This is a genomic window from Comamonas sp. MYb21 (assembly GCF_037479395.1).
In the GTDB taxonomy this organism is placed as follows: Bacteria; Pseudomonadota; Gammaproteobacteria; order Burkholderiales; family Burkholderiaceae_C; genus Comamonas.
The window spans coordinates 1-25,705 of the sequence record NZ_JBBGZC010000017.1 but is presented as its reverse complement, the minus strand read 5'-3'; the positions used below and the strand labels follow the sequence as shown (position 1 = coordinate 25,705).

At 61.6% G+C, this 25,705-nt stretch carries 17 protein-coding genes and 2 tRNA genes; 3 read left to right on the top strand and 16 right to left on the bottom strand.

Going from position 1 to position 25,705, the window contains the following annotated elements; genetic code table 11:
* Positions 1–3: 3 nt before the first annotated feature.
* The 8 genes from WH367_RS21885 to WH367_RS21850 all read right to left on the bottom strand — a co-directional run bounded on the left by WH367_RS21885 (position 4) and on the right by WH367_RS21850 (position 11,488).
* A tRNA-Gly gene (locus WH367_RS21885) sits at positions 4–79 on the bottom strand.
* Positions 80–217: 138 nt separating this feature from the next.
* The gene (lon, locus tag WH367_RS21880; protein WP_312987512.1) at positions 218–2,677 is read right to left on the bottom strand and encodes an endopeptidase La; all 2,460 of its coding nucleotides are present in this window, start codon (positions 2,675–2,677) and stop codon (positions 218–220) included.
* A gap of 197 nt (positions 2,678–2,874) precedes the next feature.
* Entirely contained in the window at positions 2,875–4,146 is a 1,272-nt protein-coding gene (clpX, locus tag WH367_RS21875) for an ATP-dependent Clp protease ATP-binding subunit ClpX (protein ID WP_021027442.1), read from the bottom strand.
* Between the two features lie 101 nt (positions 4,147–4,247).
* The gene (clpP, locus tag WH367_RS21870; protein ID WP_021027443.1) at positions 4,248–4,856 is read right to left on the bottom strand and encodes an ATP-dependent Clp endopeptidase proteolytic subunit ClpP; all 609 of its coding nucleotides are present in this window, start codon (positions 4,854–4,856) and stop codon (positions 4,248–4,250) included.
* 153 nt (positions 4,857–5,009) lie between these two features.
* Positions 5,010–6,323 (bottom strand): trigger factor, encoded by a 1,314-nt coding sequence (gene tig / locus WH367_RS21865; protein WP_339537656.1) that lies wholly within the window; start codon positions 6,321–6,323, stop codon positions 5,010–5,012.
* 490 nt (positions 6,324–6,813) lie between these two features.
* A tRNA-Leu gene (locus WH367_RS21860) sits at positions 6,814–6,900 on the bottom strand.
* A gap of 133 nt (positions 6,901–7,033) precedes the next feature.
* Positions 7,034–10,270 (bottom strand): efflux RND transporter permease subunit, encoded by a 3,237-nt coding sequence (locus tag WH367_RS21855; RefSeq protein ID WP_339537655.1) that lies wholly within the window; start codon positions 10,268–10,270, stop codon positions 7,034–7,036.
* Between the two features lie 9 nt (positions 10,271–10,279).
* Complete coding sequence (locus tag WH367_RS21850; protein WP_339537654.1) at positions 10,280–11,488, bottom strand: efflux RND transporter periplasmic adaptor subunit; 1,209 nt, start codon at positions 11,486–11,488, stop codon at positions 10,280–10,282.
* A 205-nt stretch (positions 11,489–11,693) separates the two neighbouring features.
* On the opposite strand from WH367_RS21850, the gene hpnC reads away from it, so the two are divergent.
* The gene (hpnC, locus tag WH367_RS21845; protein ID WP_445228145.1) at positions 11,694–12,584 is read left to right on the top strand and encodes a squalene synthase HpnC; all 891 of its coding nucleotides are present in this window, start codon (positions 11,694–11,696) and stop codon (positions 12,582–12,584) included.
* A 162-nt stretch (positions 12,585–12,746) separates the two neighbouring features.
* Here hpnC and WH367_RS21840 read toward each other — a convergent pair whose 3' ends face one another.
* The 5 genes from WH367_RS21840 to WH367_RS21820 form a co-directional block, all read right to left on the bottom strand.
* A complete protein-coding gene (locus WH367_RS21840) occupies positions 12,747–14,294 on the bottom strand; it encodes a DegQ family serine endoprotease (protein WP_339537653.1) in 1,548 nt (515 codons plus the stop codon).
* A 92-nt stretch (positions 14,295–14,386) separates the two neighbouring features.
* Entirely contained in the window at positions 14,387–16,036 is a 1,650-nt protein-coding gene (locus tag WH367_RS21835; protein WP_339537652.1) for a thiamine pyrophosphate-binding protein, read from the bottom strand.
* Positions 16,037–16,043: 7 nt separating this feature from the next.
* On the bottom strand, positions 16,044–17,012 hold the full coding sequence (locus WH367_RS21830; protein ID WP_339537651.1) for a Bug family tripartite tricarboxylate transporter substrate binding protein: 969 nt from the start codon (positions 17,010–17,012) through the stop codon (positions 16,044–16,046).
* A 132-nt stretch (positions 17,013–17,144) separates the two neighbouring features.
* On the bottom strand, positions 17,145–18,482 hold the full coding sequence (locus WH367_RS21825; RefSeq protein WP_339537650.1) for an ATP-binding protein: 1,338 nt from the start codon (positions 18,480–18,482) through the stop codon (positions 17,145–17,147).
* Positions 18,479–19,162, bottom strand: coding sequence for a response regulator (locus tag WH367_RS21820; protein ID WP_021027451.1), 684 nt, complete (start codon positions 19,160–19,162; stop codon positions 18,479–18,481). The genes WH367_RS21825 and WH367_RS21820 overlap by 4 nt, the downstream gene beginning before the upstream one ends.
* A gap of 579 nt (positions 19,163–19,741) precedes the next feature.
* Here WH367_RS21820 and hpnD point away from each other — a divergent pair.
* Together hpnD and hpnE are read left to right on the top strand one after the other, a co-directional pair.
* On the top strand, positions 19,742–20,584 hold the full coding sequence (hpnD, locus tag WH367_RS21815; protein WP_021027453.1) for a presqualene diphosphate synthase HpnD: 843 nt from the start codon (positions 19,742–19,744) through the stop codon (positions 20,582–20,584).
* 1 nt (position 20,585) lies between these two features.
* On the top strand, positions 20,586–21,902 hold the full coding sequence (hpnE, locus tag WH367_RS21810) for a hydroxysqualene dehydroxylase HpnE (protein ID WP_339537649.1): 1,317 nt from the start codon (positions 20,586–20,588) through the stop codon (positions 21,900–21,902).
* Between the two features lie 7 nt (positions 21,903–21,909).
* On the opposite strand, the gene WH367_RS21805 is transcribed toward hpnE, so the two are convergent.
* The 3 genes from WH367_RS21805 to WH367_RS21795 form a co-directional block, all read right to left on the bottom strand.
* Positions 21,910–22,845 (bottom strand): LysR family transcriptional regulator, encoded by a 936-nt coding sequence (locus WH367_RS21805; RefSeq protein WP_339537648.1) that lies wholly within the window; start codon positions 22,843–22,845, stop codon positions 21,910–21,912.
* Between the two features lie 1,435 nt (positions 22,846–24,280).
* Positions 24,281–24,802 (bottom strand): hypothetical protein, encoded by a 522-nt coding sequence (locus tag WH367_RS21800; protein ID WP_339537647.1) that lies wholly within the window; start codon positions 24,800–24,802, stop codon positions 24,281–24,283.
* Positions 24,795–25,705: RHS repeat-associated core domain-containing protein (locus WH367_RS21795; RefSeq protein WP_339537646.1), on the bottom strand; the 911-nt coding region annotated here is incomplete at its 5' end. The genes WH367_RS21795 and WH367_RS21800, both read right to left, overlap by 8 nt.

Genomic DNA, 25,705 nt, shown 5'->3' with positions numbered 1-25,705 from the left:
TACTGGAGCGGGAAAACGGGTTCGAACCGTCGACCTATACCTTGGCAAGGTATCGCTCTACCAACTGAGCTATTCCCGCATATCCGCTTTACCGGAAGTCCGCTATTATATACCGGGCTCCGCGATGGTATGCATTGTAACGCATATTTTTTGGTCTTTTTGGCAAACCGGCCCGTTTTTGATGACGGGCCGGTTTTCCGTGCTGACCAGCAGCCGATCAGTGCTTGACGGCACGCGAGCGGCGCGCAGGTGCCGCCTTGGCGGCAGTCGCCGCCACAGCCACGGCAGGCACCACGGGCACCGGCTCGGCGGCAGGCGTATCGCTGTCGCTCAAGGGCGTGGGTTTGACTTCCAGCGCCACTTCCAGCACCTTGTCGATCCAGCGCACCGGCACGATCTCCAGACCGCTCTTGACGTTGTCGGGGATCTCGGCCAGGTCCTTGACATTCTCTTCCGGGATCATCACGGTCTTGATACCGCCGCGCAGCGCAGCGAGCAGCTTTTCCTTCAAGCCACCGATGGCGGTGACTTCACCGCGCAAGGTTATCTCGCCGGTCATCGCCACATCGGCACGCACGGGGATGCCCGTCAGCACCGACACCAGCGCGGTCGTCATCGCAGCACCAGCACTGGGGCCATCCTTGGGGGTGGCGCCATCGGGCACGTGGATGTGGATGTCGCGCTTCTCGAACACGTCGTCGCGGATACCCAGTGAACGGGCCCGGCTGCGCACCACGGTGCGGGCTGCTTCGACCGATTCCTTCATCACATCGCCCAGCGAGCCGGTGCGGTTGATGACGCCCTTGCCGGGCATGGCAGCCGCTTCGATGGTCAGCAGATCGCCGCCCACCTCGGTCCAGGCCAGGCCCACGACCTGGCCGACCTGGTTCTTCTGCTCGGCATGGCCGTAGCTGAACTTGCGCACACCCAGGTAGTCAGGCAGGTTGTCTGCTGTGACCTGCACCGGTGCCTGCGCCTTGCCCAGCTGGATGTTCTTGACCACCTTGCGGCAGATCTTGGACAGCTCACGTTCGAGCGAACGCACACCGGCTTCGCGGGTGTAGTAGCGCACGATGTCGCGCACGGCGTCCTCGCGCAGTTCGAGCTCGCCGGCCTTGACGCCGTTGTTCTCGATCTGCTTGGGCAGCAGGTAGCGCATCGCGATATTGGTCTTCTCGTCCTCGGTGTAACCGGCCAGGCGGATCACTTCCATCCGGTCCAGCAAGGCGGGCGGGATGTTCATCGAGTTCGAGGTCGCCACAAACATCACATCGCTGAGGTCGAAGTCAACTTCCACATAGTGGTCGCCAAACTTGCTGTTCTGCTCGGGGTCGAGCACCTCCAGCAAGGCGCTGGATGGGTCGCCCCGGAAGTCCATGCCCAGCTTGTCGATTTCGTCGAGCAGGAACAGCGGATTGCGCGTGCCGACCTTGGACAGGTTCTGCAGCACCTTGCCCGGCATCGCGCCGATGTAGGTACGGCGGTGACCGCGGATCTCGGCCTCGTCACGCATGCCGCCCAGCGCCATGCGCACATACTTGCGCCCGGTGGCCTTGGCGATCGACTGGCCCAGCGAGGTCTTGCCTACGCCAGGCGGGCCGACCAGGCACAGGATGGGTGCCTTGACCTTGTCCACGCGCTGCTGCACCGCGAGGTACTCAAGAATGCGGTCCTTGACCTTGTCGAGGCCGTAGTGGTCTTCGTTGAGCACATCCTCGGCGACGACCAGGTCCTTCTTGACCTTGGTCTTCTTGCCCCAGGGCAGGTTCACCAGCGTTTCGATGTAGTTGCGCACCACCGAGGCTTCGGCCGACATCGGCGACATCAGCTTGAGCTTCTTGAGCTCGCCCTCGGCCTTCTTGCGCGCATCCTGCGTCATCTTGGCCAGCTTGATCTTCTTTTCCAGGTCTTCCAGGTCGGCGCCGTCTTCGCCCTCGCCCAGCTCCTTCTGGATGGCCTTGACCTGCTCGTTCAGGTAGAAGTCGCGCTGGCTCTTTTCCATCTGCTTTTTGACGCGGCCACGGATCTTCTTGTCGACATTGAGGATGTCGACTTCGCGCTCGAGCTGGTCGTAGAGGTTTTCCAGGCGGTCCTGCACCTTTTGCAGCTCCAGCACGGCCTGCTTGTTCTCCAGCTTGAGCGGCAGGTGGGCAGCGATGGTGTCGGCCAGGCGGCCTGCGTCATCGATGCCGGAGATGGAGGTCAGGATCTCGGATGGGATCTTCTTGTTGAGCTTGACGTACTGGTCAAACTGCTGCATCACAGCGCGGCGCAGCGCCTCGATCTCGCTGGCCTTGTCGGCGCTGTCGCCGGGCTCCACGGGCACGATCTGCGCGGTGAAGTAGTCCTCGCCTTCGGCGATTTCCTGCACCTGGGCACGCTGCACGCCTTCGACCAGCACCTTGACGGTGCCATCGGGCAGCTTGAGCATCTGCAGGATGGTCGAGACGCAGCCGACGCTGAACATGTCGTTGACCGTCGGATCGTCCTTGGCGGCCGTCTTCTGGGCCACCAGCATGATCTTGCGGTCGCCTTCCATCGCCGTCTCCAGCGCCTTGATGCTCTTGGGGCGGCCGACGAACAGCGGGATCACCATGTGCGGAAAAACGACCACGTCCCGCAGCGGGAGCATGGGCAATTCCAGGGGGTGGGAGGATTGGGTTTGGTTGTCGGACATGAAAATCCTTTTGAAACTTGTACGAAGATGATTCGTAAAAGCGATATTTCAACCCTTGGCCATGAAAAACCAGGGGCCAGGGCGGGTGCAGGCCAGCAAATGCACCCTCAAGCCCATGGGACACAGCCCGGCGGCGCCAAGCGGTCCTCGTAAAACACCGATGGCAGAGCCCCAGCGGTCTCTGCCATCGCAGCCTGTCAGGCCTTTTTCGCCGCTTCCCGGTACACCAGGAGGGGCGGCTTGCCTTCGTTGATCGTCGCCTCTTCGACCACGACCTTGGCCACGTTGTCGGTGGTGGGCAGGTCAAACATGGTCGTCATCAGCGACTGCTCCAGTATCGAGCGCAGCCCCCGGGCGCCGGTCTTGCGGGCCAGCGCCTTCTTGGCAATGGCGGTCAAGGCATCCGGGCGCACTTCCAGCTCCACGCCTTCCATGCCCAGCAGCTTGTTGTACTGCTTGACCAGCGCATTCTTGGGCTGGGTCAGGATCTGCACCAGCGCGTCTTCCGACAGCTCGGCCAGCGCGGTGACCACCGGCAGACGCCCCACCAGCTCGGGGATGATGCCGAACTTGATCAGGTCTTCGGGCTCGATGTCGCGGAAAGCCTCGGAGATGGAGCGCTGCTGCTTGCTCTTGACGGTGGCACCAAAACCGATGCCCGAGGCCTCGGAGCGGTTCTCGATGACCTTCTCGAGCCCGGCAAAGGCGCCGCCGCAGATGAACAGGATATTGGTCGTGTCGACCTGCAGGAAATCCTGGTTCGGGTGCTTGCGGCCGCCCTGGGGCGGGATCGAGGCCATCGTGCCTTCGATCAGCTTGAGCAGCGCCTGCTGCACGCCTTCGCCCGACACGTCGCGGGTGATCGAGGGGTTGTCCGCCTTGCGGGTGATCTTGTCGATTTCGTCGATGTAGACAATGCCGCGCTGGGCCCGCTCGACATCGTAGTTGCAGCTTTGCAGCAGCTTTTGCACGATGTTCTCGACGTCCTCGCCGACATAGCCCGCTTCCGTCAACGTGGTGGCATCAGCCATCACGAAGGGCACGTTCAGCTGGCGGGCCAGCGTCTGGGCGAGCAAGGTCTTGCCTGAGCCGGTGGGGCCGATCAGCAAGATATTGCTCTTGGCCAGCTCCACATCGTCCTTACCAGCCTTGTCCTTGTGCGCCAGGCGCTTGTAGTGGTTGTACACCGCCACGGCCAGGGTGCGTTTGGCGGGATCCTGACCGATGACATAGTTGTCCAGGGTGGCCTTGATCTCGGCCGGTGTCGGCAGATCATTGCCCTTGGCCTTCTCGCCCTCCTTGCCTTCTGCTGCCACTTCGTCGCGCACGATGTCATTGCAGAGGTTGATGCACTCATCGCAGATGAACACGGACGGTCCGGCAATGAGTTTCTTCACCTCGTGCTGGCTCTTGCCGCAGAAGGAGCAGTACAGGGTTTTTTCGCTGGATGAGCCTTTTTTCTCGGCCATGGGGGCAATGCCTTCAATCGAATCTATGTGGAAACAATGATAACCAACTACAAAGCGGCCTCAACCGGTAGGGTTGCGGCCGCTTCACCGGAAAAGCCTACTTATGGGCGCTTTTCTACCACAGTATCGACCAAACCGTACTCCTGGGCTTCTGGTGCCGTCATGAAGTAGTCGCGCTCGGTATCGGCCTTGACCTTGTCATAAGGCTGGCCGGTGCGGTCTGCCAGGATGCGGTTCATCTGCTCCTTGGTGCGGATGATGTCGCGGGCATGGATTTCGATGTCCGTGGCCTGGCCACGGGCGCCGCCCAGCACCTGGTGGATCATGATCTTGGAGTTGGGCAGCGAGTAGCGCTTGCCCTTCTCGCCAGCGGCCAGCAGGAAAGCGCCCATGCTGGCAGCAAAGCCCAGGCACATGGTCGAGACCTGCGGCTTGATGAACTGCATCGTGTCATAGATGGCCATGCCGGCCGTCACGCTGCCGCCAGGCGAGTTGATGTAGAGCGAAATCTCCTTGTCGGGGTTTTCGCTTTCCAGGAACAGCAACTGGGCCACCACCAGGTTGGCGGTCTGGTCATTGACTTCACCGACCAGAAAAATCACGCGGTCCTTGAGCAGGCGCGAGTAAATGTCAAACGAGCGCTCACCACGGCCCGATTGCTCGATCACCATCGGGATCAAACCCAAGTTCTGAATATCTTGTGCGCTCATTACATCTCCGTTCAGGATTGGTGGAAGCTAGCGTCAATGCACTGTGACTGCGCTAACTGTACCCCAATAAAATGGGGCCTGCGCCCAAAAGCACAAGCCCCTGATTTTGGCTGGCAAGCGCTGGCGGCCATGGCCGCCCAGCGCACCTGGCTATCAGCCTTGTTGACCCATCAGTTCGTCGAAGGACACGGTCTTGTCGCTGACCTTGGCCTTGCCCAGCACGAATTCGGTCACGTTGTTTTCGATCACAACGGCTTCGACTTCGGCCAGACGCTGGCGGTCACCAAAGTACCAACGCACGACGTCTTCTGGCTTCTCGTAGCTCGATGCCAGCTCGTCGATGTGGGCCTTGATTTGCTCAGGCGTGGCTTCCAGCTTGTTGGCCTTGACCAGCTCGGCCACCACCAGGCCCAGGCGCACGCGGCGCTCGGCTTGGGGCAGGAACACGTCAGCAGGGATTTCCGCCTTGTCAGCGTCCTTGATGCCGCGTTGCTTCAGCTCTTCACGGGCGCCTTCGAGCAGACGGCCGACTTCGGCGTCGATGCTGGCCTTGGGCAGGTCCAGCTCAGCCTTGGAAACCAGGGCTTCCATCACGGCTTGCTTGTTGCGCGACTGAACGCGGAACTTGACTTCACGCTCCAGGTTCTTCTTGATGTCAGCGCGCAGGCCTTCGACGGAGCCGTCAGCAATGCCCAGGGACTTGGCCAGTGCTTCGTTCACTTCGGGCAGGTTGGCCGCTTCCACCTTCTTGACGGTCACCAGGAAGTCGGCGGTCTTGCCAGCCACTTCCTTGCCGTGGTAGTCCTCTGGGAATGCCAGGGGGAAAGTCTTGGATTCGCCGGTCTTCATGCCGCGCACGGCGTCTTCGAATTCCTTGAGCATCTGGCCTTCGCCGATCAGGAACTGGAAGGCTTCAGCCTTGCCGCCAGCGAAGGGTTCGCCGTCGATCTTGCCTTCGAAGTCCACGGTCACGCGGTCGCCATCCACGGCAGCCGTGTCGGCTGGGCGCTGGGCGAAGGTGCGACGCTGCTTGCGCAGGATGTCGATGGTCTTTTCGATGGCAGCGTCGTCCACGTCGGCAGCCAGCTTCTCGACTTCGGCGGAAGCCAGGTCACCGATCTTGACTTCGGGGAACACTTCGAACACGGCGTCAAATGCCAGCTCACCCTCAGGTGCGCCTTCTTTCTCAGTGATCTTGGGCTGACCGGCCACGCGCAGCTCGGCTTCGTTGGCGGCCTTGGCAAAAGCCTCGCCGACCTTCTCGTTGAGCACTTCGTACTGCACGGAATAGCCATAGCGCTGTGCCACCACGTTCATCGGCACCTTGCCTGGACGGAAGCCGTCCATCTTCACGGTGCGGGCCAAGCGCTTGAGGCGGCTGTCCACTTCGGTTTGCACGGATGCGAGAGGCAAGCTCAGCGAAATTTTGCGCTCGAGCTTTTCAAGGGTTTCAACATTCACTGCCATGGTTAATCCTAGTTAGGCACGAACCCTTCCGGCCACGGTGTGCAAACGCCATTCAAGCCAGCCTGCAAGCGGCAAAGCTTGCGTCCGATGCGAGGACTGTCCGTGTCACATCGGGGATGGCATCAACGGGGATTGGCACCGTTTTACAACCTGGGGTCCCAGTAGATAGGCGACTGGCCCTAAGCCCAGCACACCCAAAAATCAAACGATGACAGCGCATTCAGTAGCAAGCAACACCTGGCGTGACGCGGCAAAAACCAGCGTTGTCACGAAAGCGGTGCAGCGCAAGGCGCCATCGACCGAAACCGAACATTATATATAAAGCCAGCTCTTTTCTTGGCTGCCAATACCGTCTTGCTGCAGGGTCAGAACCCGGATGCGGGCAGCCGCCAATGCAAATCACCAAGAAAAAAGCCGAATCTCCTGCGGGAAATTCGGCTCATATTCAGCAAAAAAGCAGACGGCGCTTATACCTTCTGCTATTAAATTTTGGTGCGCGGGGGGGGACTCGAACCCCCACACCATTGCTGGCGTCAGGACCTAAACCTGGTGCGTCTACCAATTTCGCCACCCGCGCGGTTGCGGCTGCAGCCAGCTTGTGAGCCAACCCGCCTGTTTTAGGTCAATCCAAGATTCTAATGCAAGCCATTGGCGCCTTGGGCAAACCGGGGCAAAAACTGCCCGCGCCATGGCCTGGCATCGCAGGCCGCTCAAACCGCCGCCGACAGTGGCACCTCGCTGTGCTCCTTCTTCACGCGGAACCAGGCCGCATACATCGCCGGCAGCGCCAGCAAGGTCAGCACCGTGGCAACGACCAGGCCGCCCATGATGGCCACAGCCATCGGCCCCCAGAAGATGCTGCGCGACAGCGGAATCATCGCCAGCACGGCAGCAGCGGCGGTCAGTGCAATTGGGCGCAGCCGGTGGGTGGCGGCCTCGACAATCGCATCCCAGGTCGAGAGGCCCGCCGCATGGTTGGCCTCGATCTGGTCGATCAGGATCACCGAGTTGCGCTGGATCATGCCCATCAGTGCGATCACGCCCAGCAAGGCGACAAAGCCAAAGGGCCGGTTCAGCAGCAGCAAGGCCGCCGTCACGCCCGCGATGCCCAGGAAGCCGGTGATATAGACCAGCACCGAGCGGCTGAAGCTGTGCAGCTGCAGCATCAACAGGGTAAAGACAATGAACACCATGATCGGCATGCCTGCCATGATCGAGTCCGAGCCCTTGGCGCTCTCCTCCACCGCACCGGCAATCTCGATGCGGTACTGGTTCAGGCCCTTGTCGGCCCAGCCCTGCTGCAGCTTTTGCAGATCGGGCCAGAGCTTTTGCGTCACCGTCGGGCCTTGCAGGCCGGCAGCCACATCGCCTTGTACGGTGATCGCATACTCCCGGCCCTGGCGCCAGAGAATGCCTGGCTCCCAGACAAAGCTGGGCTTGGCAATCTGCGACAGCAAGATGGCCTGGCCGCTGCTCGAGGCCACATAGGCATTGCCCACGTCGGTCACGGCCTGGCGCTCGTCAACCGGCTGGCGCAGCACCATGTCGATCAGCTTGTCGCCTTCGCGGAACTGGCCGATGGTGTTGCCCGACAGCTGGGTGCGCGTGGCCTGGGCAATGCTCTGGTTGCTCACGCCCAGCGCACGCGCCTTGCTCTGGTCCACCTCCAGGCGCAGCACCTTGATGGACTCGTTCCAGTTGTCGTTGACGCCGCGCATATCGGGCGATGCCTCCAGCTTGGCACGCACTTCGCTCGCCAGCGTGCGCAGCAGTTGGGGGTCCTGGCCCATCACGCGGAACTGCACCGGGTAAGGCACCGGCGGGCCGCTGGGCAGCAGCTTGACGCGGGCCCGCACTTCCGGGAACTCCTGGGCCAGCAAGGTCGGCAGCCGCTTCATCAGGCTGTCGCGGTCGGCCAGGTTGTGGGGCAACAGGATCAGCTGCGACACATTGGACTGCGGGAAGATCTGGTCCAGCGGCAGGTAAAAGCGCGGCACGCCCGAGCCGATCCAGGAGGTGACGGACTCGATGCCGTCCTGCGCCTGCATGCGCTGCTCGATGCGCCGCGTTACCTCTTCATTGGCGGCCATGCTCGAGCCCTCGGGCAGCCAGACATCCATCAGGATCTCGGTGCGGTTGGAATCGGGGAAGAACTGCTGCTGGACCCGGCTCATGCCAAACAGGCCCAGCGCAAACACCAGCACCGTGGCGCCAATCGTCAGCCAGCGGTGCTCCACGCACCAGGAGACGGTGCGGCGGAAGCGGTTGTAGAAGGGAGTGTCGAACATCGCATGCTCCCCGCCCTCCTCTTGGGGCGCATGCTTGGGCTTCTTGAGGAACACCGTGCCCAGGTAGGGTACAAAGTAGACCGAAGCCACCCAGCTGATGACCAGCGCAATCACCGTCACCGCAAAGATCGCAAAGGTGTACTCACCAGTGGTGGACTTGGCGATACCAATCGGCATGAAGCCCGCCGCCGTGATCAAGGTGCCCGTCAGCATCGGCTTGGCAGTGATGTCATAGGCGGCGGTGGCCGCGCTCAGCTTGTCATAGCCCTCTTCCATCTTGCGCACCATCATCTCGACCGCAATGATGGCGTCGTCCACCAAGAGGCCCAGCGCAATGATCAGCGAGCCCAGCGACACCTTGTGCAGGCCAATGCCCCAGTACCACATCGCCAAAAAGGTGGCGCAAAGCACCAGCGGAATGGTGATACCCACCACCAGCCCCGGGCGTGGATCCAGAGTGATGCGGCGCCACAGCGGGTCCTTGCCCTTGCGGATGTGCATGCCCAGGCTCACAAAGCTCACGGCCAGCACAATCACCACCGCCTCGATCAGCACGCGCACAAACTCGTTGACCGAGGTGGACACGGCCTTGGGCTGGTCCTGCACGTTCTCCAGGCTCAGGCCGGCCGGCAAGGTGGGCACAATCTTGTCCACCGCCTCATGCAGGTGCTTGCCCAGTGCGATCACATCGCCACCCTTGCGCATCGAGATACCCAAGGCCACCGTGGGCTGGCCCTGGAAATGCACCTTGGTCTTGGCCGGGTCCAGGTAGCTGCGGTAGATATCGGCGATATCGCCCAGCTTGAGCTGGTTGCCGTTGGGCCCCCGGATCGGCATGGCCTTGACGTCGTCGAGCTGGCGGAACTCGCCCGTCACCTCGACCTGCACCCGGTCGGCGCCGGCCTGCACCTCGCCACCGCTTTGCACCGCATTTTGCTGGCCGAGCTGGGCAATGACCTGGTTCATGTCCAGCCCCAGTTGGGCCAGCTTGCTGCGCGAGATCTCGATATAGAGCTTCTCGTCCTGCACGCCAAAGAGTTCGACCTTGGCGACATCCTTCACCCGCAGCAGGCTCTGGCGCACGCTGTCGGCATATTCCTTGAGTTCGGCGTAGCTATAGCCCTCGCCCTGCAGCGCATAGATCACGCCGTAGACATCGCCAAAGTCATCGTTGTAGAAGGGGCCGAGCACACCCTGGGGCAAGCTGGCGCGCATATCGCCCACCTTTTTGCGCACGGCCAGCCAGGTCTGCGGCACATCCTGCGGGCGCGTGTCTTCGCGCAGGTTCAGGATGACCAGCATCTCGCCGGGCTTGGAGTAGCTGACGATCTTGTCGGCATTGGGCACATCCTGCAAGGTGCGCTCGACCTTGTCAGTCACCTGCTCGGCCATCTGCTGGGCCGTGGCGCCTGGCCATGCGGCCGAGACCACCATCGCGCGGAAGGTGAACGGCGGGTCTTCATCCTGGCCCAGCTGAAAATAGGCGCCGATGCCCAGCACCAGCAGCATGATGAGCAGGTAGCGCGTCAGCGGCACATGCTGCAGTGCCCAGCGCGAGAGGTTGAAGCCCTTGCTGCTGCCGTGCTTCTCGCCATCGGGCTCCGGGGCCGAGGATGGCGGCGTGCCAGCGCCTTGCGGCTTGTTCTGAGGTGTTTGCATGGCCACCTCTTATTGCTTGGATGCAGGTGCAGGCGCCGCAGCATCTGCCGCGGCGGGCGCATTCACCACCGGTGCATCGGCCTGGGTTTGCGAAGGCGCTGCAGCGGCGTACTTGGACTGGAACACCGTCACCTTCTGGCCGGCATTGAGCACATGCACGCCGGCAATCACCACCTGCTGCCCCGCCTGCAGACCGCTTTGGATCACGGCGTCATTGCCGTCCATGCGCGCCACAGCCACTGCCTGGGGCTGCACGGTGGAGCTGACCGGGTCAAACACCCAGACCTGGCTGCTGCCGGCCTTGTCCCACAGCGCCGACAAAGGCAGCTTGATCACCTCGCTCGCCTTGTCGGCACCGGCAGGGCGCTCGGGCGGCAGCACGGTCACGGTGGCGCCCAGCTTGGGCAGCACATCATTGGGCGCCGCATCCAGCGAGGCCTTGACTTGGTAGGTGCGCGTGGCAGCATCGGCGCTGGCGGCCACTTCGCGGATATGGGCGCCCAGCAACTGCTCCTCGGGCCAGACCTTGACCTGCACCGGCTGGCCGGGCTTGAGCTGGGCAATGCGGTCCTCGGGCACGGCAAACACGGCATCGCGCGCGCCATCCTTGGCCACACGCAGCACCGGGGTGCCGGCCGATACGACCTGGCCGGGCTCCACATTCACGGCGGTCACGACGCCCGCCACATCGGACACCAGGCGGGTGTAGGCCGTCTGGTTGCTTTGGCTGGCCGCATTGGCCTTGGCCTGGTCGAGCTGGGCCTGGGCCGATTTCAGCGCTGCCGCATGGCGCTCCATCTCCGCGGCGCTGATGAAATTCTTGTCGCGCAGCTCCTTGAAGCGGCGGTAGTTCGCCGCTTCCAAGTCACGCTGCGTGGTCGCTGCCTGCACCTGGGCCTGCGCGCCTTGCGCGGCCAGCGCGTAATCGGCGCCATCCAACTGCGCCAGCAACTGCCCGGGCTTGATGGCCTGGCCCAGCTCCACGTTGCGGCTCAGCACCTTGCCGGCCACCCGAAAGCCCAGCTGCGCCTCGGTGCGGGCGCGGATATCACCGGCAAACGCCGTCTGCGCCTGCAGCGGCGCCGCGCCCACCGTTTGCAGCTTGACCGCCCGGATCGGCTCGGGCGGGGATTCCTGGCGTGAACAGGCCGCCAAGGTGGCGATGGACAGCAGCAGCACTGCGGCACGCGCACTGGGCGCTCGAAGAGGTAGGAACATGGTGTGCATGCGGGCGGTAAGGCCAAGATGGCCCTGGCCCGGCAGATGAAAAAGAGGGGAACGCACCAAGGACCCTCAGCACAACACCCGGACGCGCGCTGTGCCGAAGGCCCTTAATGACCAAACGGTCACTAATCTAGACAGTTCGCTCCCGGCTGTCAATGCTTGGCAGCCACACCCAGTGGGATGCGCTAGCATCGGCGCTGTGAAAGATTCCACGCCCTCCCCTTCTGCGCCTATCGGCTCGTCAACGCCGGCCGTGGCCACGCCCGTCACCCACTACGAGAATTTTCCGGTGGCCTCCTGGCTGTGCCCACCGGCGCTGCGCCCGCCCATTGCCGCCATCTACCACTTTGCGCGCACGGCCGATGACATTGCCGACGAGGGCGACGCCGATGCCCCCGCCCGCCTGGCCGAGCTGCAGGCCTACCGCGATGCGCTCGCCCATATCGCCCAGGGCAAACCGCCGCAGGAGCGCTGGCAGGCCGTGTTTGCGCCGCTGCAGGCAGCCATCGTGCAGTGGCAGCTGCCGGTGGCGCTGCTCGATGATTTGATCAGTGCCTTTATGCAGGACATCGACAAGACCGCCCAAGGCGCGCGCTATGCCGACCGCAGCGAGCTGCTCGACTACTGCCGCCGCTCGGCCAACCCAGTGGGCCGCTTGCTGCTGCATCTGTATGGCGTGAACGATGCCCCGTCCCTCGCCCAGAGCGATGCCATCTGCAGCGCGCTGCAGCTGATTAACTTCTGGCAGGACTTGAGCGTGGATATTCCGCGCGGCCGCTACTACCTCAATGATGCCGACTGCCAGGCCGCCGGTATCACCACGGCCGCGATGCAACAGCGCCAGGACAGCCCGGCGCTGCGCCAGCTGGTGATGCAGCAAGCCGCCTGGGCGCGCCGCCTGATGGAAGAAGGCGCGCCGCTGGTGCACCGCGTGCCCGGCCGCGCCGGCTGGGAGCTGCGCCTGGTGGTGCAAGGGGGTTTGCGTATTCTCGATAAGGTGGAAGCCCTGCAAGGCCAGAGCCTGTGGCAGCGCCGCACCATTGGCAAGGGCGATGTACCGCTGATGCTGTGGCGCGCCTGGCGCATGTGAGCCGCTTTCCGCCCGCAAAAAAAAGGCCGAATCCTGCGATCCGGCCTAAAGGGGTTATGGGAACCCCCGAGGAGAGTGTTTACGGGCCTTGCGGCCAGGCGGCTCAGTGCTCAGCCATCCTTTGCCCAAGTGGGGAATGTGTTTGACATGGTCTAGACTTTCTTAACCCAGCTGCACCGGCACAAAAATCTTCTGGCCATTGCGCTCGATCAGCAGCGCCACCGACTTGTCGGACTGGGCGACCTGCTTACGCAGATCCTCAATCCCTTTCACCGCCGTCCCATTGACAGACAGCACCACGTCACCGGGCTGCACGCCGGCGAGCGCCGCAGGCCCGGCCGCTTGCTCGACGATCAAGCCCTGCTGGCTGCCGCTGGCCTGCTTTTCCTGGGGCGTCAGCTCGCGCAGCGCCAGGCCCAGCTTGCCCTTGCCGACCTTCTCATTGCCGGCCACCTGCTCGCCCTTGCTGACATTGCCGCCCAGGGTGGCTTGCAAGGTCGTGGCCTTGCCACCGCGCCAGACCTGCAGTTCGGCTTGGCTGCCGGGGCGCGCTGTGGCAATGGCCGCAGGCAGGTCGTTGGACGAGACAATCGCCTGGCCGTTGTAGCCGGTGATCACGTCGCCGGGTTGCAGGCCGGCCTTGTCGGCAGGGCCGCCTTTTTCCACACTGGCCACCAGGGCGCCTTCGGGCTTGGGCAGCTTGAAGGAATCGGCAAAGGCCTGGTTGACCTCCTGGATCACGACACCCAGGCGCGCATGGTCGACCTTGCCGTGCGAGACGATCTGGTCCTTGATGTTGACCGCCAGGTCGATCGGGATCGCAAAGGACAGGCCCTGGTAGCCGCCGCTCTTGCTGTAGATCTGCGAGTTGATGCCGACCACCTCGCCCCGCGCATTGATCAGGGGCCCGCCGGAATTGCCGGGGTTGATCGCCACATCGGTCTGGATGAAGGGCACCGAGCTGTCATCGGGCAGCGCGCGGCCCTTGGCACTGACGACACCGGCGGTCACCGAGTTCTCGAAGCCAAAGGGCGAGCCAATGGCCAGCACCCATTCGCCTTGCTGGATGGCCTTGGAGTCACCGATCTTGGCGACCGGCAAATCCTTGGCATCGATCTTGATGACCGCGATATCGGTCTTGGGGTCCGAGCCCAGCACCTTGGCCTTGAACTCGCGCCGGTCGGTGAGCTTGACCGTCACCGTCTTGGCGCCCTTGACCACGTGGGCATTGGTCAGGATCGTGCCATCGGGGCTGATGATAAAGCCCGAGCCCTCGCCGGCCATCGGCACCTCTTGCGGCACCTGGCGGCCAAAGCCGCGCGGCATGCCTTGCTGGGGCACGCCAAAGCCGAACTGGCGGAAGAACTGCAGCATCGGGTCATTGGGGTCGATCTGCTGGCCCCGGTTGGCCGAGGGTGCGGCATCGGCATCGTCACCGTCGTCCTCATCGTCCGAGACCTTGCGCGTGCCGCGCACACTGATATTGACCACTGCAGGCCCGGCCTGCTGGGTGATGGCGCTGAAATTGGGCAGGCTCACCATGGGCGCGGAAGCCGGCGCCGCTTGCGCCATGACCGCAGGCGCGCCCTGGGCATGGGCGCTCCACTGCACATGCTGCAGCGCAGAGGCACCCACGCCGCCCAACACCCCTGCCGTCAGCAAGGCAGCTACCAGTTTGCGCGAACCGAGTTGAAAAGAAGGAACAGACATTTTGTACTCCTGAATACCACTTGCATGAGGCCGATGGAGCTAATGTGCCTGCCCAGACTTAGAGGAAACTTAGACGCGCATCACTTTCGGCCTCAAGACTTTTGGTAGGGGAAATACGGCGGTGCCTCGCCAATGGCCAGCATATCGACCTCCAGCAATGCCAGCCCGGGTTGGCTCGCCAGCTGCGCCACCGCCTCTGCCAAGCCATGGGCCTGGCTGAGCTTGCGGTAGGCGATGCCGGCCGACTGGGCCAGCAGCGCGAAGTCCGGCGGTGCCAGATCGCCATAGACGCGCCGGCCGCCAAAGTTCGCATCCTGCATGTGCTTGATGACGCCGTAGCCGGCGTCATTCATGACGATGAACAGCATGTCCAGCCGCTCCTGCATCGCGGTCCAGAGCTCGCAGACATTCATCATGAAGCCGGCATCGCCGCTCAGCACCACGGTCTTGGCACCTTCAGCGGCAAAGGCCGCGCCGATTCCCAGCGGCAGGCCCTGGCCAATGCCGGCGCCCACCGGGTGCATGGCATCGCGGGGGCCATAGACCTCGAACAAACGGTTGCCCCAGGTCGAGTTGGCCACGGTGATATCACGGGCCCAGACGGCATTGCGCGGCAGCTGGCTTCTGAGCTGCTCGGCAAAGCCGGCATAGGGCCCCAGCGTGGCGGCAAAGGCCTGGCGCGCGCGCTGCTTCATACCGGCAAATTGCGCGCGGTAGCCGGGCTCGGCCTGGTAATTGCCCAGCGCCACCACCAGGCGTTCGAGCACATCGCGGGCATCGCCACAGACAAACTGCGCGCAGTCATAGCTGCGCCCTTCGGCGGCGGGGTCCAGGTCGATCTGCACCCGCAGGCCGGGCAAGGCCAGGCTTTGGTCCACGGTCTCCTGGCCGCGCAGCCGCGAGCCCACCACGAGCATCAGATCCACGGTCTTGTAGAAGTCAATCACCTCCGGCGCGCCGGTGCCGTTGAGGCCGCCCAGATTGCAAGGGTGGTCCTCGGGCACGATGCCGCGCCCGGCCCAGCTCGATGCCATGCCAAAGCCCCTGTACAGCAGCTGCTGCAGCGCTGCGCCGCCATCGATGGCGCCGCGCCCCACCCAGAGCATGGGCCGCCGCGCAGCCCGCACGCGCTCGGCCAGCTGCGCAATGTCGGCATCGCTGGCCCGGGGGCGCGCGGGCAGGGGCGGCAGCGCCAGGCTTGTGCCCGCATCGGCCTGCGGCATAGGCTGCTTTTGCACATCGATCGGAATCTCGATGCTGACCGGCCCCATCGGCGCCGTCAGCGCCTCGCTGGCTGCCTGCTGCAAGATGCGCAGCGCGTCTTCGGCCCGCTCAATGCGGTAGCTGGCCTTGCAGACCGATTGCAGCATGCCCAGCTGGTCGCGCACATTGTGGGTGGCGCCGGTGTCGCGCCCCAGAAACTTGCGCGGCACCTGGCCGGTGATATGCAAAAGCGGGCTGGAGGCAAACGAGGCCTCCAGCAAGCCCGACACGGTATTGGCCGCGCCCGGCCCGGTGCTGGAGACCAGCACGCCCAGCTTGCCGCTGCGCCGGGCATAGCCATCGGCCATATGCGACGCGCCCATCTCGCCGCGCGTCATTACCACACGGATGCCGCCCTGGCGCGCGATGCCGTCCATGATGGGGATGTTGTGCACGGAGATGATGCCAAAGACTAGCTCGGTATCGATGGCGTGCAGGAACTGGGCGACCAGGTCGCCGATATTGAAGGTGTGGGACATGGTGGCGTTACTGGCTGGCCTGAACGTCCGGGGCCAATGGCTTGAAGAAGGCGTAGTCACTGGCAATGCGTTTTTTCAGATCAGCGGTGCTGACCGGGTCGATCGCATAGCCCGAGCGCTCCATGTCGGCGACAAAGCGGGCATCGGCCAGGATTTTCTGGTTGGCCTGGGCCAGCGCCTCAACCACCTCGGGCGCGGTCTTGGCCGGTGCCAAGAGGCCAATCCAGCCCTCGAAATTGAAGTCGGGGTAGCCGGACTCGGCCATCGTCGGCGTCTGGGGCAGCTGCGGGTTGCGCTGCGGCGATGTCAGTGCCAGCGCGCGCACGCTGCCGCCCTGCACTTGCGTGACCGCCGTCGTGTTCAGGTCAAACAGGATGGAGACGCGGTTGGCCATCAGCTCGGCCATCGCCGGCGCATTGCCCTTGAAGGGCACATGCGTCATCGTGATGCCCGCGTACTTGGCCAGCAGCACACCCGAGAGGTGGTTGGACGAGCCATTGCCCGCCGAGGCATACGTCAGCTGGCCGGGATGGTCCTTGCCAAAGGCCAGCAGCTCCTGCAGCGACTTGAACGGCGACTGCGCGCCCACCAGCAGCACATTGGTGTACTTGACGACCGAGCCGACCGGCGAAAAATCGGCCACCGGGTCAAAGCTGGTGCTGGTCACCGCCGGCGTGATGCTGATCGTGGGGCTGGCGACAAAGTACAGGGTGTAGCCATTGGGCGCCGCGTTTTTGACCGCATGGGCGGCCAGGGTGCCGCTGGCGCCCGCCTTGTTCTCGACAATCACGCTCTGGCCTAGCAGCTCGGAGAGCTTTTGCCCGTACTGCCGCGCCACGATATCGACCGAGCCGCCCGGTGAGTAACCCACCACCAGCTTGATGGGCTGCTGCGGAAAAGCCTTGGACTGGGCCTGCGCTGCAGCGCCCCACACCCCCAACAGCGCTGCACTGAGCGCGATGCTCCATGGGTTCATGCCGGTCTCCTAAAGGTTCTTGTGCGCTCCTTTATCCCCTAGGTACCGACAGCCCCCTCCCCCTGCTAACCCTAGAAGTTCGCAGATTGAATAAGCTGATATTTACAACGAATCAGTTTGCGCCGTGTGGGCTCAGAAAATCACCCGCACGCGCAGGCCACCCAAGCTGGGAGATGCATCCAGCAGCAACTCGGCCGCATGCTGGCGTGCCACCGCGCTGACAATGGCCAGCCCCAGCCCGCTGCCATGCGCAGTGGTGCCGGGCACGCGGTAGAAGCGGTCCAGCACCCGCTCGCGCTCTTCGGGGGCGATACCGGGCCCGCTGTCTTCAACGCTGAGCACACGCTGGCCTTCGGCATCGGCGTACCAGCGGCACAGTACCTGGCCACCTGCGGGGGTGTAGCGCAGCGCGTTTTCCAGCAGATTGCGCAGCAGCAGTCCGAGCGCATCGGCCTGGCCCTGCACGGGCTCCAGGGTCTCGTCCAACTGGTGCTGCAAGGTCAAGCCGGCCTGCTGGGCCAGCGGCTGCAGCTCATCGACCGCCATCTCGCACAGCGCAGCCACCGCAACCGGCTGCGCAGGCGCTGCCTGCATCTGCCCGGCCTCCTGCCGCGCCAGGTGCAGCAGCTGCTCGACCATGCGCGTGGCCCGGTCAATGCCGGCCATCACCCGCTCGCTGGCCACGCGCCGCGCGGCATCATCGGGCGCGCGGGCCAGGCCCTGCACCTGCAGCCGCAGCGCCGCCAGCGGTGTACGCAGCTCATGGGCGGCGTCGCCGACAAAGCGCTGCAGCGCATCAAAGGCCGCCTGCAAGCGCGCCAGCAGCAGGTTCATCTCCTGCACCAGGGGCTGCACTTCCAACGGCAGATCGGCATCGGCCAGCGGAGACAAATCATCGGCCTGGCGCGCCGCCAGCTGCTCGCGGGTACGCGCCAACGGCGCCAGGGCATGGGCCACCACCCACCACACCACCAGCATGATCAGCGGGGCCAGCAGCAGCACCGGCACGATGGAGCGCAGGGCCACATTGCCGGCCATCTGGCCGCGCGATGCCGCCTCTTGCGCCACCTGGATCACCTGGGTCGGCGTCTGCAGCGCATAGATGCGAAAGGCCACGCCGTGCGCCCGCGCATCGCTGAAACCCAGCACGGCGACCTGGGGCAGCAAGCGCGAGTTGCTGGAGCGGTAGAGCATGATGCCGTCGGCGCGCCAGATCTGCACGATCATGTCCTGGGCCTTGGCCTGCGGATCGGCCAGCGCATCAGACGCAACTTCGGAGGCCAAGCCGGCCGACAGCGCCAGCGCAATGCGCTGCATCTGCACATCGAACAGCGCCTCGGTCTCCGCCCGCGCCGTGCGGTAGATGCTGACAGCCTGCAAGCCCGCGGCCACCACCACCACAGCCAGCAGCGCCCAGATGAGCCGCGCGCGCAGCGAAAAAGGCCGCCCGGCCCACAGCGCATGGCTCAAGGTGCCACCCCGCTTGGCAGCGACTCGACCGGCACCAGGTAGCCCAGGCCGCGCACATTCTGGATCAGATCGGCGCCCAGCTTTTTGCGCACGCCGTGGATGTAGACTTCAACCGCATTGCTGCTGATGTCATCGCGCCAGGAGTAGAGCTTTTCTTCCAGCTGCGCACGCGAGAGCACGCGGCCGGGCCGGGCGATCAAGGGCTCGAGCACCGCCCACTCACGGGCCGACAGCTGCACCGGCTGGCCGGCCACAAAGGCCTCGCGCGAGGCGGGCACCAGGCGCACCTGGCCCCAGCAGTACTCGGGTTCGGCCCGGCCGCTGGCACGGCGCAGCAGCGCCCGGATACGCGCCAGCAGCTCATCGAGGTCATAGGGTTTGATGATGTAGTCGTCGGCACCGGCGTCGAGCCCCGCCACCCGCTCGGCAATGGCATCGCGCGCCGTGGCCACCAGCACCGGAATGCGGACCTGGCGCGCGCGCATCTCGCGCAGCACCTGCAGTCCATCCACCTTGGGCAGGCCCAGGTCCAGCAGCACCAGGTCGTAGCCGGCCGTCGCCAGCGCCGTCTGCGCCATCGCCCCGTCTTTGACCCAATCGACCGCCCAGGATTCGGCACGCAGTGCATCGAGCACCACTTCGCCAATCATCTGATCATCTTCTACCAGGAGTATGCGCATGGCAGCATTATGCAAGCGGCCCGTCACGCGATGGCTCAGAGGCCCAGAAGGAAAACGGGCTGAACCCCTCAATGGTGTTCAGCCCGTACCCGCTAGATCCACGACAGAAAGATCCGCCACAGGCACCCCGTCAATCGTGGTGCCTGCAGCGTCCCTCCGCACATGCCGCCGTCAGTGTGGAAACCCGGACTTGTTGTTGGCTTTGGTCCTGGTGCCCGGGCGGCATGTATCTCCCCTTGTGCTCAATGGCGACCGCGATTATATGGAGGGCGACATGTCAATACCCAACAACTATTGCAACAAAAGACTTCGATACGCCCTCCCGTCGACCGACGCCTGCATGCCATAACACCAAAGATCTTTGAATTTATTTATATTTTTTCCTTTGATCAGCAGCCCCAGTCACCCCAGCAGGCATTGTCAACAAAGCTGTGCAAGCGCTCACCCCCGCCATCGTGGCAGTGCAGCCCGGTTTGCGCGGTCATGCAGAGGAGCCTGGCAAGGCGCCGTGATGACTTGCATCTCTGTCGCTGGGGTAATCCCTCCCGGGCCTCCGGCCCATGGGACAATACGGCGCTTATGACCACGCCCCAGCAGTATGTTCAAAACAAGGCCGCAGCCTCAGGCAGCAGCTTTTACTATGCCTTTCTCTTCCTGCCTAAAGACCGGCGTGCAGCGATCACCGCCTTCTACGCCTTTTGCAGAGAGGTCGACGATGTCGTCGACGAGGTGAGCGACCCGGGCGTGGCGGCCACCAAGCTGGCCTGGTGGCAGAGCGAAGTGCGCAAGAGCTTTGCCGGCCAGCCCAGCCACCCGGTGATGCAGGCGCTGATGCCCCATGCCAGCGCCTTTTCCATCCAGGCCGAGCACCTGCTGGCGGTGATCGAGGGCTGTCAGATGGACCTGGAGCAGACCCGCTATCTGGATTTTCCCGGCCTGCAGCGCTACTGCCATCTGGTGGCAGGCGTGGTGGGCGAGGTGGCGGCCCGCATCTTTGGCCAGACCAGCCCGCAAACCACGCAGTACGCCCACAAGCTGGGCCTGGCGTTCCAGCTCACCAACATCATCCGCGATGTGGGCGAGGACGCGATGCGCGGCCGCATCTACCTGCCCGTCAATGAGCTCCAGCAGTTCGATGTCAAGGCGCATGAGATTCTCAACCGCAAGTACTCGGAGCGCTTCGAGGCGCTGATGCGCTTTCAGGCCCAGCGCGCCCACCAGCTCTATGACGAGGCGCTGGCCCTGCTGCCGCAGGCCGATTACCGCGCCCAGAAGCCCGGCCTGATGATGGCCAGCATCTACCGCACCTTGCTGCGCGAGATCGAGCAGGACAAGTTCCAGGTGCTGCACCAGCGCGTGAGCCTGACCCCTCTGCGCAAGCTCTGGCTGGCCTGGCGCATGCAAGCACTGGGCCGCATGTAACGTGGCCAGCAGCCAACGTATCGCCGTGATCGGCGGCGGCTGGGCTGGCATGGCCGCCGCCGTTGAGCTCGCCGCAGTCAGTGCCCACCAGGTCACGGTCTGGGAATCCTCCGCCCACTGGGGCGGCCGCGCGCGCGGCCTGGCCTTGGCCTTGCCCGGCGGCGATGAGATCACGGTTGACAACGGCCAGCACATTCTGATTGGCGCCTACACCGCCTGCCGCGCGCTGATGGAGCGCGTGGGCGTCAGCACCGATGCGTCCTTTATCAAGCGGCCACTGGCCATGCGCTACCCCGATGGCCGGGGCATTCAGTTTCCCGATACTGCGCCGCCCTGGGATGCGCTGATCGGCATTGCCACGGCCAGGGGCTGGTCACTGGTCGAACGCCTGCAACTGCTGCGCCGCGCTGCCGCCTGGCAACGCCAGGGTTTTCGCTGCGCACCGCAGGCCAGCGTGGCCGATCTCTGCGCCGGTCTGCCCCAGCGCCTGCTGGCGGAGTTTTTTGACCCGCTGTGCATCTCGGCGCTGAACACGCCCCTGCACCAGGCCAGCGGCCAGGTCTTTCTGCGCGTGCTGCAAGACAGCCTGTTTGCCACCCACAAAGGCTCGCATTTCTGGCTGCCGCTGGTGGATCTGGGCCGGCTCTTCCCCGATGCCGCCGCCAGCTGGCTGCAAGCCCGGGGCCACGACTGCCACCTGAGCGGGCGGGTGCAGCAGCTGGCCAGGTCCGAGTCCGGCTGGCGGGTGAACGGACAGCGCTATGACCAGGTGCTGCTGGCCTGCCCGGCATGGGAGGCCGCGCGTCTGGTGCAAGCGGCCTTTGCAGATTCATCAGCGCCCGAGCAGGCAGAGGCGCAGGCCTGGGCGGACGACGCCCAGCGCCTGGCACACACCGCCATTGCCACCGTCTACGCCTGGAACCCGGCCCCCAACGCCCAAGGCCACAGCCTGGCCGCGCCCTGGCTGGCGCTGGAGAGCAGCCCCCAGCAGCCCGCGCAGTTTGTGTTTGACCGCGCCCAGCTGGGCGATCCGGCGGGCCTCTTGGCTTTTGTCATCAGTACTAGCGAGGGCGACCGCGCCGAGATCGAGCAGCAGGTCATCGCCCAGGCGCAGGCCCAGCTGGGCCTGGCCTTGCTGCCCCTCAAAACCATTGTGGAAAAGCGCGCCACCTTTGCCTCTACGCCTGCCCTGCAGCGCCCCGGCATGGCCATTGCACCCGGCCTGCTGGCCTGCGGCGACTATATCGACGGGCCCTACCCCGCGACCCTGGAAGGCGCCGTGCGCAGCGGCATTGCCGCCGCCCACGCGCTGGCCTGACTCTTCCTCAAGCAGCGCCTTCTGGCTGGCGCCAGGGCGCGCCCTGCGCAAAATGCGCCATCACCCAGTCGCGCCAGGCGCTGGATGCGGCACTGCGCCACTGGCTGGAAGGCCGCACCAGGTAGATGCCGGCATCGGCCTGCAGCTGCCACTGCGGCAGCACCTCCTGCAGATGGCCCGCTGCCACCTCGGGGCCCAGCAACCAGTCGCCACCCGCCATGATGCCCAGCCCTTGGCGCGCGGCCACCAGCAAGGCCTCGTTGTCATTGCTCACCATGCTGGCGCGGATGCTGACCGTGCAGGATTCCCCCACGCGCGAGAACTGCCACTGCGGGTAGCTGCGCAGCCCGGTAAAGCCCAGGCAGCGGTGGCTGGCCAGGTCCTGCGGCGTTCGCGGCCAGCCTTGCGCGGCCAGGTAGCTGGGCGCGGCACAGACCAGGCGCCGGTGGTCACACAGCCGGGTCGCCACCAGGCTGCTGTCGGCCAGCGAGCCGATGCGGATCGCCGCATCAAAACGCTCGCCGATGATGTCCACAAAGCGCTCGGCATACTCCACATCCAGCACCACCTGCGGATGGGCTTTGGCAAACCCCGCCACCATGGGGCTGAGCCAGCGCCGCCCCATGCTGGCCGGTAGCGACAGCCGCAGCGATCCGCGCACAACGGCGGCGGCCTCGCTGGCCTGGCGCTGGGCCTGGTCCAGCAAGGCCAGGGCCTCGCGCACCTGGGCTACAAAATGCTGGCCCTCGCTGGTAAACCGCAGCTGGCGCGTGGACCGCTCCAGCAACCGAATCCCCAGCCGCGCCTCCAGCGCGCTCAGCCGGCGCGACAGCACCGTCGGGTGGCGCTGCAGCTGCGCGGCCGCTGCAACAAACGAGCCGGCATCAAACACCGCCAGCAAGGCGCTGAGTTCATCGGCGTGTTGGCTGTCGAGCAGGGGCATGGTCGCTGGCGGAGTGGCTGGTGTCCGCACTATAGGCGAAGACGCGGTGAACGAGGCGCAACGCCGTCATCGCAGCCCTCGCATTGCATCAAGGGATCAGCGCAGCCACCCTTGGTCTGCCCAGGCCAGCTAACTCTGCTGGTACAGCTCACTCAGGATGTATTCCACTCGCCCCCCCTTCTGCTCAATGTCGCTTGCCGGTGACCACGGAGGTCGTGGCGGATCTCGAATTTTTGAGCCGCTTATTGATTGCTGACCGCTTATGAAAAATTATAACGAAATTAAATAAAAACGGAAGGCAATAGAGAGTCACAAATATTTTTCCACTGCCTTCTTTGAAGAAGATTTTGCATCCATGCTCATAAACCAAGCACATTTGCATTACAATAGCAAAAATGATTCAAATTAAGTTACTTTCTATATCCAAAATGTCAATAAAAATACCAAAGAATAATGTCAAACCAAATACAATTAAGAAAACCCCAACAGACATTCCCATTTAACAAATAAATATCCAATACATCAATAGAACAACGAGCAGATAAGATTATTCACAGGCATTCATTAGCACTACAACTCGCAATTGCAAAAAATCTAAATTTTAGTAGACTTTTCAATATAAGCTTCGCAAATCATTTCGAATGAATATACAGAAAACTAAAATGCATGGGAAAACATAAAAATCATAAATATTTTTCTTTTCATTTTTATAATAAATCTTAAAATCATGCTCACATATTATACAAAGCAGCATCACAACTTGAAAAATGTTACCAGCAATATTGTATTGGTGGCTATAAATATTCAAAGAACCATATGACGAGAAGAATAGAAAATTAACACTAGGAAAATTTTCACTTCGCAGACTCCAGTTCGCATTGCCATGATGCGATCAGTGTTCAAAATTTTCATTTATTTATAGATAGTATTTAACTCTAAAGTCTAAAAATACTTCTATTCAAATCAAATACTTGATATGCAATAGGTGATTATTACGAATGTTAGTGCAAAAGGCAGGCAATAGAAAATCATAAATATTTTTTTGTAACCTTTTTTGAGGAAGATTTTGTAGCCGTGCTCATAAAGTAAGCAAAATTGCATCATGGTAAGAAAAATTGCTCCAATTATTCTTTCTCTAAATTCAGGAATGTGCAAATATATGAAAAAGCATGCTATTAAATTGATAAATATTGCATAGATTTTCATTTTGTCGCCTCCCGCCATATTGGTTTATTGAGAGAATCGAAGCGTTCCTGCTGGTAAATTTAAGTCATTTGACAAGATGGCAGAATAGGTTGTATGTGAAGTTGCTGCTACCTATTTCTCGATGGCTTGTTGGATTTCTCAAATAGCCGCTGATGTTATTTCTGAAGTCGGTGGATTGTTACATGCATACCCAGTTTGGATGTAATTTTTTTGGGATATAAGTCACATGTCATGAGCGTAATTTTTGCCTGTAGATGATGTTTTTAAATTTCCTAATTAACAATATTCCATGGACTGATGCTGAGAAAATAGAAAATAGTGCGATGAATAGACTGTAATAAATCTCATTGGGATCTAATATGTAAACTGATTCTTTGGGATTTTTGGGGTTGAATCTTATTTCAATTATTTTTTTGTATTTTTTTTGCGCTATTAATTCTAATGCTTGTTTGGAGTCAATTTCAGCTTTATTAAGCATTTTTGAGTTTATTTTAGAGTTTGTATAATCTGCGCCATCTACCACGTAGTTATACTGAATTTCTAAGATATTCTTATCGATTGCCAGTTTTTGTATATAAGCGCTATTTGAATTCCAGTGATAAATTTTTCTATGATAATTCAATTCTCTAAAAGAAAAATTTAACAGGAGAAGTGTTGAAAATGATCCTATTAGGAAAATTACTATGCCTGTGATGTTATTAGGCCAAAGGAGTTCCGTGATGAGATCAACTTGATATCTATGTTTATTCACATTTAAACTCGCATGTGAGGCAAGGTAGTTCAGTTTGATTGCCTAGTTGCGCTCCAGCAGCACCTTGGCCAATCGACTTTGCTGATAAATTTGAACGTAATGTGTCCTTTAGAGCCGCATCAAAAACTAGCTGAGGCATTGGTTGGTCATCATACGGTCTGACCCCCATCCATCCTTTTGGTGGATTCCAAGGCATTTTATTTATAAATGTTCCTCCCACAGAACCGCCAGCGGCACCCATTGCTCCGTTAATAATTGCGCTTTGCATATTTATGGATTCATTATTAATGATTCCACCGCTGACATACTGACCGACTCCCGCCACACCGCCTACCCCCATGGCACCTATGACACTTGCACCGACAAATGGCATTGCCGCGCCTCCAGCTGCTCCCCATAAAATTCCATTAATAATATCTTTTTGATTAACGTTGCACTTTTTATCTATAAATTTCTGTTTTATGTAACTTGCCGCTCCACCAGTTCCAGCTCCAATGGCTGTTAAATACGCGATGACGATCAATGGTGGAATTAGTCCTGTAGGGTCATAAACCTCAATGGGGTTATTCAATGAGTAGTTATATGTGTTTGGACCGCTGCTCAGGCCAATCGGATCCTTATTTATATAAACTCCTAACCATGAATCATAATACCGATACCGGTTGTAATAAAGCCCCGTATCTCCATCCGCATGCTGCCCCGGTAGCCTGATCGGCTGGTACAAATTCCCGGGGTTATGCTCCACCCGCACATTGCCCCAGGCATCCAGTTGCACCGCCCACTCCACCCGGGTGTCTTCCCGGATCAGTGCATGGGGCGTTCCCAGGTGGTCACACAGGTAATGCCGTATCTCGATGCTTTGCGCCGCTTCCTCGCGCTGGCTGGTCACCGTCTGCTCCAGCT